We start from the raw sequence: 11,923 nt of genomic DNA, 5'->3' as shown, positions 1-11,923 counted from the left end.
GCGAACGGGACGGCGATCCGGACGCCGGCAACCCGCGCAGCGCCCTGAGGTGCGCGGCACGGCCGCCCTGGAGCATCCTTGCTGTGTGACCCGGTACGGCGCTGCCGGGCACACCCCGCCGAGTGCGAGCGGGGCGGTGCCCGGGACAGCGAACAGCAGCGGCCGAGTTCCTGACGAACTCGGCCTGGTGCTCGCACAAGCCGCCGTACAGGTGATTCAAGCCACCGGCGGCTACGCCGGCGGCGTCTATCTGCGCTCCGGCACCCCCGGCCTGCTCCGGCTCGCCGTACTCGTGGGACTGCCGGGCCAGCTGCTCCGCCCCTGGTGGCGCATGCATGTGAACCGGCCGTTCCCGGTGGCCGAGGCCTACCGCTCGGGGCAGCCCATCAACCTCGCCGACGCCGAGGAGGCGATGCGGCGGTTCCCCCAGCTCATGGCCGGTCTGCCTTTCCCGTTCGGCTCGCTGTACGCCCCGATGACCAGCGGCCGCGACAAGTTCGGGGTGCTGGTGGTGCTGCGCCCCGCCACACCTGGAATTCCGGTCGGTCACGCCGACCGGCGCCGGATGATCGACGCCGCGGAACGGCTCGGCACCGCCCTCGCGGAGCTCGCCGCGGACGGCACGACGGTCGAATGGAACGGCGAGCCGCTGCTGGTCCAGATGCCCGCGACGACCACCCAGCAGGTGCGGATCTGCCACTTCGACTGGGATGTCGACAGCGGCACGCTGACCGGGGACGAGGATCTGTGCGCGATCCTCGGCATCGATCCGGCGGGCTTCCCGGGCACCATCGAGGCACTGTCGGTGCGGGTGGCGCCGGAGGACGTGTACGGGCTGTGGACCGTCGCCCGGCAGGCAGCCGAATCCACCCGGCCGGTGGTGCGCAGGATGCGCCTGCTGGGAGCCGACGGGCAGGCACGCCTGGTCGAACTCTCGTGCCGCCGCGCGCCGCACGGTAGCGGTCCGGGGCGCCGGCTGAGCGGCCATCTGGTGGACCTGGGCACCGGACCGATCGTCGCCGAGGCGCCCGACCGGCTGCCGGAGGGCATCTTCTCCCTCGACCGGGTCGGGCGGATCACGTACGCCAACCACAGTGCGGCCTCCCTGCTCGGACGTACCAGGCCCGAGCTGATGGGGCGCGTCCTGTGGGAGGTCCTGCCCTGGTTCGCCCACCCTGCCTACGAGGATCACTACCGGGCGGCGCTGCTCTCCCACGACTCCGTCCACTTCCTGGCCCGCCGCGCTGCGCAGGAGTGGCTGTCGGTGTCGCTCTACCCGGGCCACGACGGCATCACCGTCACGGTCACGGCGGCGGAAAAACCCGCGTACGCGCCCGGGTCGGTCGCCACACCCGGGCGCGGGCTGGGCTCCCCGGCCTACCGGGCGGCAGCGCTGTACCGGCCGGTCGCCCTGGCCATCGCCCTGACGGAGGCCGTCACCGCACGTCAGGTGTCCGCGGTGGTGACGGAGGAGCTGCTGCCCGCGTTCGGCGGCCGGCAGCTCGCCATCTACGTACTGAGCGAACGGCACCTCTACCTGGCCTGGGAGACGGGCTTCCCGAAGGGCTTCCTCGACCGCTTCGACGGCGTCGCCCTCGACGCACGGCTGCCCGGCGTCGAGACGCTCACCACCGGACGCCCCATCTTCTTCGAGTCCATGGAACGCCTGGCCGACGCCTATCCGGGCATCCCGCTGGACGCCAGTGTCGGCGCCAGGGCGTTCCTGCCGCTGATCGCCTCCGGGCGCCCGGTCGGCTCCTGCATCCTCGGCTTCGACCAGCCGCGCGGCTTCAGCCCCGAGGAGCGCACGGTCCTCACCGCGCTCGCCGGCCTCATCGCACAGGCTCTGGAGCGAGCCCGGCGCTACGACACGGAAGCGGCGCTGGCCCGCGGTCTGCAGGACGCCCTGCTGCCGCACCGGCTGCCCGTACTCGGCAACGTGGACACGGTGGGGCGCTACCTCGCCGGCACCCAGGGCATGGACGTCGGAGGCGACTGGTACGACGTCATCGACACCGGCCGGGGGCTCGCCCTGGTCATCGGAGACGTGCAGGGTCACGGCGTGGCCGCCGCCGCCACGATGGGACAGCTCCGCAGCGCCGTACGCGCCTTCGCCCTCGCCGGGCTCGACCCGCAGCAGGTCATGGGCGGCACCAACCGGCTGCTCATCGGCCTCGACCCTGGCCAGTTCGCCAGCTGCTGCTACATCGTCCTCGACCCGGAGACGGGCGCCACGCAGGCCGTACGGGCCGGGCACCCCCAGCCCCTGCTGCGCCATCCCGACGGCAGGACCGAGGTGCTGGACCTGGCCGGCGGGGTCGTACTCGGCGTGGACGCCGGGGCGTCGTACCCGGTCACCGGCCTGCGGCTCGAGCCGGGCGCGGTGCTGGCCCTCTACACCGACGGGCTGGTGGAGGAGGCGGGCGCCGACATCGACGTAGGCATCGACCGGCTGCGCAGCACGCTCGCGAGCATCGGCTCGGCCACCCTCACCGACACCGCCGACCGGCTGATCCGTGAGGCCCGGCAGGCGACCGACCGGCCCGACGACATCGCACTGCTGCTCGCGGCCCGGTGGACGGAGGCCCCATAACACCATTTCGGGTGAAGAGTCTTACGATCGGACGGGGCCCAACGGGACGAGGGAGCAGCCATGGGGCAGGCCAATATCTACGAACTGGTGTTCAGCGGCACCGACCTCCCGGACGCGGCGGGCGAGGATCTGGTGGTCGTGCACAGAAGCGACCGGACGGGGCCGGGCGGCCACCCCGTCTACGTCGACGACACAGGGATCGTGCAGGCGGAGATCAGCGACCGCGCGGAGGTGCGGATGATCGCCAGCGGAGCCCATCAGGAGCACCCGTCAGCGGTGCAGGCCCGCCCGGTGGCCGAGCCGGCGGGGCCCGACACGTAAGACCCTTTCTAGGGCTCTTCGTCGTTCATTCCGCTGGCCTCGGCGATTCCACGCAGCGCGCTGTCCTCCGCGCGGCGGCTGCGCGCCCACTCGCGCAGCTCCTGGAGCTTGGCCGGATCGTCCGCGGTCTCGGCGTCCACCATGGCGCGGACCGGATGCCCCGCGTCGTCGACGTCGACCTGGACGAACTGCTGGTCCATCCTTCCGGTCAGCGCGATGGTGATGACCGTGGCCACCTCGTCTCTGAGCGCCGGTGTCACCTTGGCGTCGTCCTCACCCAGGTCGATGTCGATCGTCCCGGTCTCGTGCGCGGAGATGGCGGCCAGGGTGGGCCGGATCATCCTCATCAGCAGTCCGAACTCCTCTTCGGACATACGCGCACGAAGCGTGTCCACGTACAGGAGTACCGGATGGGCGCCCTCGGGCTGCGGCTCGTTGTCCATCACCGCAGCCTGCCCCGGTGAAGGGTGTTAACCCCAGGTCCACGGGCACCCTTCACCCGGACCGCCCATCATCTGCCGCACCCGACCGGCGTGTCAGGCGTCGGCCCGCTCACCGGGACGGCGTGAGAGGACGCTGCCGCGCCTCGCGGATCAGCAGCGCCGCGGGGACCAGGCCGAGCACCAGCGGTGTCGGTTCCAGGATGGCCGCGCCCACCACACACCACAGGGCCAGGCCCCAGCCGATGGACTGCGGTACCACCACGCCCCGGCGGGCGAGCTGGGTGATGAGCAGCCCGAGCAGGAGCAGCGGGACCGCGAAGCTCGCGACCACGATCCAGAACGCGCCGTTGGCGCCGCTGGGATGGATGAACTCCTCACGCGGGAGCCCCCACAGGGCTCCGGTGAACCACTCGTCGACGTACTCCCCGTCCTGTACGCCGAGTGCTACCAGGTGCCCGGCACCCATGACGATCAGGATCCAGCCCGCCCAGCGACCCATGACTCCCCCTTACGAGACCGACGGTTTCGAAACTGGCGGTACCGTATCATGCGGGCATGGGACGACCGAGAGACAGCCGGGTGGACGAGGCGATCCTCACGGCGACCCGGGCACTGCTGGCGCAGGCCGGGTACGCCGGGCTGACGATGGACGCCGTGGCCGAGCGCGCCGGCATCGGCAAGGCCGCCATCTACCGGCGCTACGCGACCAAACAGGAAATGGTGTTCGCGGCGGCGGTGCACGCCCCCGACCTGCCGGACCCGCCCGACACGGGGAGTCTGGAGGGCGACCTGGCGGCACTCGTGCAGGAGATCGTCGAACACCTCAGCGCGCCCGCGGCCACGAATGCGGTGCTGGGGCTGGTCGCCGACATCGGCACGTCGGCCGAGCTGGCCGCCCGCTTCCACGAGACCTTCGTCGTCCGCGAACAGGAGGGCATCACCCGGCTCCTGGAACGGGCGGTCGCCCGCGGCGAGCTGAAGGCGGTCCCGGACGTGAACCTCGTCCATGCCCTGGTGAGCGGCCCGGTCTTCACCACGCTGTACCTCCAGCACAGAGCTCCGCACGGCCTGTCCGCACACCTGGGCCGGGTGGTCGCCGCCGGACTCGCCGCCGGACTGGACGCCGAGCCGCCGGCCTCGCACCGGCACACACCCCGCGACGAGGCTGCCGGGGGTTTCGGGGCGGGTCTGGAATGATGCCCGCACGCCGCACCCTGATGGCCGGTCAGTTCGAGGCAACGGTCGAGATCAACCGCCCGATCGGCGAGTTCTTCGCCTTCCTCGCCGACGGCGAGAACGATCCCAGGTTCAGCCCCAGGGTGCTGCAGATCGCGAAGACGACGGACGGACCGACCGCGGTGGGCACGGTCTACGGAGCACGGTCAAGAACGCCGGGACGAAGACCCGGCGGGAGTCCCGGATCAGCGAGTTCGAGCCGCCCCACAGAATCCGCTGGACCGAGATCTCCAAGAACCTCTTGACGGCCAGTGAGGGCGGCTACGACCTGCAATCCACCGCCGAGGGCACGACCCGGCCGAGGATCTTCAACGTCCTCGAGGGCCGCGGTGCCGGCAAGCTCATCGCAGGCCTGGCCCTCGGCGCGGCACGCAAGGACGCCGACGCCTTCGGCCGGCGGATCAAGGCAGCCGTCGAAGCGTCCTGAGCGTCACGAGGTGCTCCCCCGGGTGGTGTCGCGGCGACTCGGCCCGGCCCACCATGCACCGCGCCGACCGGTTCCGGCCCTCTCCTCGGCCCCGGACGTGGACCCTGCCCTGGACCCGGCCCTCCCCCCGTGCCGGCCGTGCTCGCCGCCCGTGCGGTCCGCGGCCAGCTCCTCGAAGAGGGCGCGGGCCCGTACCAGGATCTCGCGCAGCTCCTCCGTCCCCGCCCCTCCCTCGGAGGCCCGGCGGGCGGCCGTGTGGATCTGGCGGAAGCCGTCGACGTGGTGCGGATGGTGTACGGAGAGCGCGGTCACCCGCGCGTCGTGCTCGTCGTCCGGGAAGCCGCGGTCGCGCGCGAGCCCGCCGAGCAACCGGTCCGCGTCGGCCACCGCCTGCGCGGGCGAGTCCACAAGCTTCTCCTGGATGCCCGCCCACGCTGCGACGTACTGGGTGTGCGCTTCGACCGTCAACGGCCGTACTTCGAGGACCTCGTGGTGGCGCAGCCGCTCGCCGAGATCCTTTTCGGCGGCCTTCGTGTCGCCGTCGTGCTGGGCCACGGCCCGCTCGTACTCCGGTCCGAAGCGGCGGCGCAGGTCACGGCCTCCGCCTCGGCCGCGGCGGCCGGGCGCGAGCGGACGGGCGACGACCGGAGCGAGGATGAGCGCCGCGACGACGACCAGGATGATGACGACGCCGGTGGACATGGCATGCCTTCCGGTGAACGGCCCCGCACGCGGCGGGATGTCGCCTGCCGAGTAGCCGCGGCGGGCGCCGTCAAACCACAGACGTGCCGGGGAGGGCACATCGCGTCAGGCCGCGTCGCGGGGGCGGGACTCGTAGAGCCGGGCGTAGTAGCGGCCCTCGGTCTCCAGTCCGGCCGGGTCCTCACCGGCGAGCAGGACCGCTCTGATGGCGCTGCGCTGCTCCAGCCCGCTGGTGAACCGGCGTTGCGGATAGGTGCGGGACGGGTCCGTCTCGGTGATCAGCCCGAAGGAGTCCAGGCACGCGACGACCGGCTGGTACCGGACCGTCCGCAGAACGAACGCGCTCACCCGGACGGGCAGCCGCGCACAGCGCAGCAGCGCCTCGAAGGTGCGCCGGGTGATGTACCCGACACCGCCGGTGACCGTGATCACCCCGACGCCCGCGACAGCGTGCCGCAGGCCGGGGCTCGGTGGCAGCTCCTCCAGGTTCTCGGCGTACGCCTCGTCGAGCAGGCCGACGGCCAGCGCGTAGCCGACCGCGCGGTCGGCGGTGTCGAGCCCGACGACCGGTGTCGCGTCCGCGCGCCGGTGCGAGGCGTAGAACTCCTTGTCCCGCTCGATGAGTTCGGCCGTACCGAGGCCCTGCGCCCGTGGGGCCGTGTAGTGCGCGTACAGGTCGGCCAGGGTCAGGTCGTGGTTGAGCAGGGCCGCGTTGATGCCGTACGAGCAGCAGAGGTCGAGGACGGTCACGGGACCGTCGGTGCCGGCCGCGGCCGCCTGCTCCGCCCGGGTGCGGCGGAAGACGGGCTGGGCGTGTTGCGGTATCTCGTACTCCAGCGGGGCGAGGCGGCCGAAGTACGCGCGGGGGTCCGGCTCGTTGTAGATGTGGTCGAACCGCGTCTTGCCCGGGCTGGTGCCGTTCCGGCTTGCGTTCATGGTTCGTTCCTCCGCGAGCCCGCCGCAGCCATATCACGGGCTCGTAGGGTAATGATACGTGTCCGCCCGGTCCGTGGTCGGCGTCACCGCGGGGCGGGCGCGTTGCGGCGCGGGCCGTGGGAGGAGGTGGGCCGTGGGAGGAGGCGGGCCGGAATGAGCCCTGCCTGTCGAGCATCCCGGGCGCAGGGCTCCGGGCACGGGACCAGGACGCCGACGCCCGCTGGCATCAGTCGCTGTTCCGCGATTTGCTGTGTCCCGTCCGCACCAGCGCTGCTCGCCGCCCGCCGCACCGTTGACCGCCGCACCGTTGACCGCCGCACCGCCGCCCGCCGCACCGCCGCACCGTTGACCGCCGAGGAACCGCCGAATGACCACTGGAACGCCGCCCGTCACCGTGCCGGTCCCCGGGCCGCGCCGACTGCTCCTCCTCGGCAACCTGCCCGCCTTCGCCCGCGATCCGCTCGGCTTCTTCACCCGGCTGCGCGGCTGCGGCGACGTGGTCGAGTGGCGGCTCGGGCCGCAGCGCGCCCTCTTCCTCTCCCGGCCCGAGCACATCGGGGAACTGCTCACCGGTATCGAGACCGTCTTCCGTCATCCCGAACTCGGCTGGGCCTTCAAGCTCGTACTGGGCGACGGCGTCGTCGCCTCGGAAGGACCGGCCTGGCGCCGTAAGCGCGCCCTGGTCCAGCCCGCCGTGCGCCCGCGCCAGGTCCGCTCGTACGCACTGACGATGACGGACTGTGCCACCGAACTGGCAGAGACGTGGCAGCCCGGTCAACGACTCGACGTACGACGGGAGATGCTGGCGCTCACTCAGCGCATCGCCGTACGCACCCTCTTCGGCGGCGCGCGCAGCGGGATGGCGCAGTCGACCGGGAGGGGCGTATGGGGGCTTTGCGCGGGTGATTCCGGCCGGTAGACGCTGCCGTTGGCCCGCAGCAGTACCCAGCGGCCGGACCCCTGCTCGTGGCCGGTCACGTACGCGTTGACCTGGCCCGGCAACGACTTGTTCTCCAGGGCCAGTTCACAGGTGGGGGGTGCGGCAGCGGCGTACGGGCCGAGAGCGCTGCCCCAGGCGGGGTAGGTGAGTGCGGTCGCGGCGCCGGCCGTGCCGGCCAGGGATGTTCTGCGCGATATCACGAGGGTCTCCCGGTGGTGTGGGGGGACGCAGGAGACAGCAGGTGATCGGGGGACGCCTCCTGCGGTGTGCACCACAGTTCCCAGCTCCGCAGGGGGCGTCAAGAAATGTAGCTGAGAGCGCCTCTCAGAATCTCGAATCCTTCACAACTCGTTGCGACGGGGCAACCGTTCAGCTCATCTTCCTCGCCGCGCTGCGGATCGCCTCACGGATACGGAAGTACGTACCGCACCGGCACACGTTCGCGATCGCGTCGATGTCCGCGTCCGTCGGGTTCTTCGTCCGCTTCAGGAGCGCCACCGCGGCCATGATCTGACCGGGCTGGCAGAAACCGCACTGGGCGACATCCTGCTCCAGCCACGCTTCCTGCACCGGGTGCAGACGCTCGCCGTCGGCGAGCCCCTCGATGGTGGTGACCTGACGGCCGGCCGCCTCGGAGACCGGCACGACACACGGCCGTACCTCCTCGCCGTCCAGGTGGCTGGTACATGCCTTGCAGACGTCGACGCCGCAGCCGTACTTGGGCCCGCGGATCCCCAGCAGGTCGCGCAGGGCCCACAGCAGGGGCAGGTCGTCGGGCGCGTCCACGGTGACGGACTTCCCGTTGACGGTGAAGGTGTGTGACGGCACGGAAAGCTCCTAGCGCGGGAACGGGGTGAAGTCGACGTCGAAATTGACCGGGAACCGGCGGGGCCGGGTGCCGGTCGCCCGGGCGTAGGCGTTCGCGATCGCGCCGACCGCCGCCGGGACACCGAGCTCTCCCGCGCCGCCCGGCTCGCCGGTGGCCGGCAGGACGAAGATCCGTACCTCGGGCGGCGAGTCCTTCTGCCGTGCGTAGCGGAACTGCGAGTAACTGCCCTCCAGGGGCAGCCCCTTGTCGATGTGCAGCCCGGCCCGCAGGGTGGTGGAGATGGCGTCCGTCAGCCCGCCGAGCAGCTGCGCCTCCAGCCCGCGCGGATTGACCGGCCGGCCGACGTCGACGGCGATCACCGCCTTGGTGACCCGGGGATTTCCCGGGTCCCGCGCGTCGAGCTCGACGAGGCAGGCCGTACGGGACTTGTACTCCTCATGAAAGCCGACACCCTGTGCGCAGCCGGCCGGCATGTCCCGGCCCCAGCCGCCCTCCGCGGCCACCTTGTCCAGCACCGCACGCTGTGCGGCGGTCTTGAGGAAGGCGCGCCGGAACGCCACCGGGTCCTTGCCCAGCTTGGCGGCGAGCTCGTCGACGACGATCTCCTCCGCCCCGCGGGTGTTCGCCGAGTACACCGAACGCCATGACGCGGTGGGCATCTTCAGCGGTACCTCGGTGAGTACCTGGGTGGTCAGGCCGAAGTGGTACGGCGACTTCACCGTCGTCAGGAAGAGGGTCTGCGCGAATCCGGCGTTGCCGATGCCCGGCGGAAGGCTCGCCGCGGTCGCGGTGAGGATCTCGCCGAGGCCGTGCCGGAAGTCGGTCTCCACGGCGGCCACCCGGTGCTCGAAGGAGAGCACCTGCCCCAGCGCGAAGGTGGCGCGGATCTTGTGGTGGGTGGCGGGGCGCATCCGCCCGTGCCGCGTGTCGTCGATCCGGGACCACATCAGACGCACCGGCCGGCCGCCGGCCTTGGACACCTGCGCGGCTTCGAGCGCCGCGTCGAAGAACAGCCGCCGGCCGAACGATCCGCCGGCCTGCACCACATGGACGGTGACCTTGTCCACGGGCAGGCCGACGGCCGCCGCGATGGTCTGCTGGGCGACGATGGGCGATTTCAGCCCGGACCAGATCGTCGCCCGGTCGGCCCGTACGTCCGCGACGGCGGAGTTGGTCTCCAGCGGTGCGTGGCTGACGAACGCGAAGTCGAACTCGGCGTCGAGGTGGGCGGTGAGCAGCGGCGGCACCACCAGGGGCGCGGTCGCCGCCCGGAGCCGGGCGCGGATGCCGTCGTCGGAGAGGGTGTCGACGGTGCCCGCACCCCAGGCGACGTCGAGGGCGTTCTTGCCGTCGAGGGCCTGACCGAAGGTCTCGGCGACGACGGCCACCCCGGTCGGGATGACGACGACGTCGAGGACGCCGGGCATGGCCCGGACGGCGGCTTCGTTGCGCACCGCCTTCACGGTGCCGCCGAGGGTCGGCGGGCGGCGCACCATGCACGGCTTGGCGCCCGGCACATCGAGGTCGAGGGTGTACTCCTGGCGGCCGGTGACCATCGCCCGTGCGTCGATACGGGAGGTCGGGGTGCCCACGAGGGTGTGCGCGGACTCCGGCTTGGGTGTGGCGGCCGGTACGCCGAGGGCCGGCGCCGCGGCCGCGGTGGCGAGGGACCCGTACGCGGCGGTGCGCCCGTCCGGTGCGACGACGGCGCCACCACGGGTCGTCAGCCCGCCGGCCGGTACGCCCCACCGGTCGGCGGCGGCGGCGACCATACGCGCCCGGGCGGCCGCCGCGGTGTGGCGGACCGGATCGTACAGCGAGCGGATCGAGTTGGAGCTGCCGGTCAGCTGGTTGAACAGCAACTCCGGCCGGGCGTCGTCGAGTTCCACCCGCACCTGGGACAGTGGTACGTCCAGTTCCTCGGCCACCAGCATCGCGACGGCCGTGGTCAGCCCCTGGCCGACCTCCTCGCGGGGCAGTCGGAACCGCACGAGCCCGTCCTCGCCGATGCCCAGGACCAGCATGCCGGCGGTCGGCGCTCCGGCCAGGATCAGGACGTCGCCGAGGTCGACCAGATCGGCCGGGGCGGGCGGCGTCGGTACGACGGCTTGGGCCGTGGGCGGGTCGACGCCGTCGAGTCCGAAGCGCGTGGCCACGGCCAGCGTCGGTGCCGCGACCAGATAGGTGAGGAACCGGCGTCTGCCGTGATCCGCCATGAGTGCTCCGTCCGCCCGCCCCGGCGCCGGAGGCTCTCCGGCGGCTACCGGCAGGTAGCGTACCGACTGTTCACCGGTCGGCGGGAGTGGTCTGCTCAGAGAGCAGCCTGCCGCCCTCCAGGTGGGTCTTGAGCGCCGAAAGGATCATGACCCAGCCGCCGCTGACGCCTTCCAGCATCCTGCTGTCCGGGCTGTCGAAGCCGTCGTGGGTGATGGTCAGCTTCGTGCCCATCTCGGGGTATTCGGCGGGCTCGATGTCGAAGGTCACCTTCGACCGCTCCTGCTGGGCTGCCTCGAACGCCTCGTCCGATTCGAAGTCGAACATGTTGCGGTGCATGGGCTGGAGCGTGTGCCAGGTGTACGAGAGCCGCTTGCCCGGCTCGGCCTCGAGCACCCGCTGGCCGAGCTCCTCGAACTCGCCGGCCGGGTCCCACTTCCACTTCACCGTCGAGCCCACCTGCCAGTCCGACTCGGGCCCGGTTCCGCCCATGTAGACCTTGATGAACTCAGGGTCGGTCAGCGCCTGGTACAGCTTCTCGGCGGTGGTCTGGATGTACGTCACGTAGACGAACTCCGGCTTGGTCATGGCTGGTCCTTCCAGGGTCTGCTTCAGGTGGGACAGCGCGGCCAACCGGCCGCGCTCGTACTGCCCGATCCAGCGGTCGGCGATCTCCTGGATGGGCACGGGGTTGAGGTAGTGCAGCTTCTCCCGGCCCCGCCGCACGGAGGTGACCAGCAGGGCGGACTCCAGCACAGCCAGGTGCTTGCTCACCGCCTGCCTGCTCATGTCGAGGCCCTCGCCGAGCTCCCGCAGGGTCTGTCCGCCGCGCGCATTGAGCCGGTCCAGCAGCTGCCTGCGGCTCGGGTCGGCGAGCGCCTTGAACACCGCGTCCATCGTCACCCCTCACCTCCACGATAGGCAACCCAATGGTTGCATGTCCAGTCGTCGCCCAGTGGTCGCATCGGCGCGGGGGCGCGCACGATGGAAGGGAAATGGGCCGACGACAATCCGGAGGTGGCGGGCGATGACGAAATTCATGGATGTCCACCACGGCATGAAGGGCATCACCGCCGAACAGCTCTCGGCGGCGCACCGCGCGGACCTGGCCATCGAGAGCGAGGAGGGCGTGCACTTCGAGCAGGCGTGGGCGGACCCCGAGGCGGGGACCGTGTACTGCCTGTCCGAGGCGCCCTCGAAGGAAGCGGTCATGCGGATCCACGAGCGGGCCGGCCACCCGGTCACCGAGGTGCACCCCGTGCCGCTCTACGTCTCGTAGGCC

The 11,923-nt window shown here is 71.7% G+C and carries 12 protein-coding genes and 2 pseudogenes; 6 read left to right on the top strand and 8 right to left on the bottom strand.

Translation table 11 applies throughout. From position 1 onward, the window contains the following. The first annotated feature begins 85 nt into the window (after positions 1-85). Together NLX86_RS16655 and NLX86_RS16650 are read left to right on the top strand one after the other, a co-directional pair. Positions 86-2,593: a SpoIIE family protein phosphatase gene (locus tag NLX86_RS16655; RefSeq protein ID WP_374213894.1), complete on the top strand. Its 2,508-nt coding sequence runs from the start codon at positions 86-88 to the stop codon at positions 2,591-2,593. Between the two features lie 60 nt (positions 2,594-2,653). Beyond that, complete coding sequence (locus NLX86_RS16650) at positions 2,654-2,914, top strand: DUF6296 family protein (protein ID WP_254372493.1); 261 nt, start codon at positions 2,654-2,656, stop codon at positions 2,912-2,914. 8 nt (positions 2,915-2,922) lie between these two features. On the opposite strand, the gene NLX86_RS16645 is transcribed toward NLX86_RS16650, so the two are convergent. Then, positions 2,923-3,357: a hypothetical protein gene (locus NLX86_RS16645; RefSeq protein WP_254372492.1), complete on the bottom strand. Its 435-nt coding sequence runs from the start codon at positions 3,355-3,357 to the stop codon at positions 2,923-2,925. Positions 3,358-3,466: 109 nt separating this feature from the next. Beyond that, complete coding sequence (locus NLX86_RS16640) at positions 3,467-3,856, bottom strand: DUF6463 family protein (protein ID WP_254372491.1); 390 nt, start codon at positions 3,854-3,856, stop codon at positions 3,467-3,469. A gap of 56 nt (positions 3,857-3,912) precedes the next feature. Between NLX86_RS16640 and NLX86_RS16635 the strand changes: the two genes are divergently transcribed. After that, on the top strand, positions 3,913-4,554 hold the full coding sequence (locus NLX86_RS16635; protein WP_254372490.1) for a TetR/AcrR family transcriptional regulator: 642 nt from the start codon (positions 3,913-3,915) through the stop codon (positions 4,552-4,554). 20 nt (positions 4,555-4,574) lie between these two features. Beyond that, positions 4,575-5,020, top strand: a pseudogene (locus NLX86_RS16630) (SRPBCC family protein). A gap of 3 nt (positions 5,021-5,023) precedes the next feature. On the opposite strand, the gene NLX86_RS16625 reads toward NLX86_RS16630, so the two are convergent. Together NLX86_RS16625 and NLX86_RS16620 are read right to left on the bottom strand one after the other, a co-directional pair. Further along, the gene (locus NLX86_RS16625) at positions 5,024-5,722 is read right to left on the bottom strand and encodes a hypothetical protein (protein ID WP_254372489.1); all 699 of its coding nucleotides are present in this window, start codon (positions 5,720-5,722) and stop codon (positions 5,024-5,026) included. A 105-nt stretch (positions 5,723-5,827) separates the two neighbouring features. After that, positions 5,828-6,658 carry a hypothetical protein gene (locus NLX86_RS16620; protein ID WP_254372488.1) on the bottom strand — a complete coding sequence of 277 codons (831 nt, stop codon included), beginning with the start codon at positions 6,656-6,658 and terminating at the stop codon, positions 5,828-5,830. Positions 6,659-7,025: 367 nt separating this feature from the next. Between NLX86_RS16620 and NLX86_RS16615 the strand changes: the two genes are divergently transcribed. After that, a complete protein-coding gene (locus tag NLX86_RS16615) occupies positions 7,026-7,577 on the top strand; it encodes a cytochrome P450 (RefSeq protein ID WP_254372487.1) in 552 nt (183 codons plus the stop codon). On the opposite strand, the pseudogene NLX86_RS16610 reads toward NLX86_RS16615, so the two are convergent. From NLX86_RS16610 to NLX86_RS16595, 4 genes and pseudogenes are all read right to left on the bottom strand, one after another. Beyond that, positions 7,508-7,798, bottom strand: a pseudogene (locus NLX86_RS16610) (beta-1,3-glucanase family protein); the annotation flags it as partial. The gene NLX86_RS16615 and the pseudogene NLX86_RS16610 sit on opposite strands and share 70 nt — an antisense overlap. Before the next feature lie 169 nt (positions 7,799-7,967). Further along, positions 7,968-8,426: a (2Fe-2S)-binding protein gene (locus NLX86_RS16605; protein WP_254372486.1), complete on the bottom strand. Its 459-nt coding sequence runs from the start codon at positions 8,424-8,426 to the stop codon at positions 7,968-7,970. Positions 8,427-8,435: 9 nt separating this feature from the next. Then, positions 8,436-10,643: a xanthine dehydrogenase family protein molybdopterin-binding subunit gene (locus tag NLX86_RS16600; protein ID WP_254372485.1), complete on the bottom strand. Its 2,208-nt coding sequence runs from the start codon at positions 10,641-10,643 to the stop codon at positions 8,436-8,438. 70 nt (positions 10,644-10,713) lie between these two features. Further along, positions 10,714-11,538, bottom strand: coding sequence for a metalloregulator ArsR/SmtB family transcription factor (locus NLX86_RS16595; protein WP_254372623.1), 825 nt, complete (start codon positions 11,536-11,538; stop codon positions 10,714-10,716). A gap of 130 nt (positions 11,539-11,668) precedes the next feature. Here NLX86_RS16595 and NLX86_RS16590 point away from each other — a divergent pair, with 130 nt between their 5' ends. Then, positions 11,669-11,920, top strand: a complete 252-nt coding sequence (locus tag NLX86_RS16590; protein ID WP_254372484.1) for an SCO4226 family nickel-binding protein — start codon at positions 11,669-11,671, stop codon at positions 11,918-11,920. Positions 11,921-11,923: the final 3 nt, after the last annotated feature.

This window comes from Streptomyces sp. A3M-1-3 (genome assembly GCF_024213665.1).
In the GTDB taxonomy this organism is placed as follows: domain Bacteria; phylum Actinomycetota; class Actinomycetes; order Streptomycetales; family Streptomycetaceae; genus Streptomyces.
The sequence above is the reverse complement of the archived record's forward strand: the minus strand, read 5'-3'. Positions and strand labels throughout refer to the sequence as shown.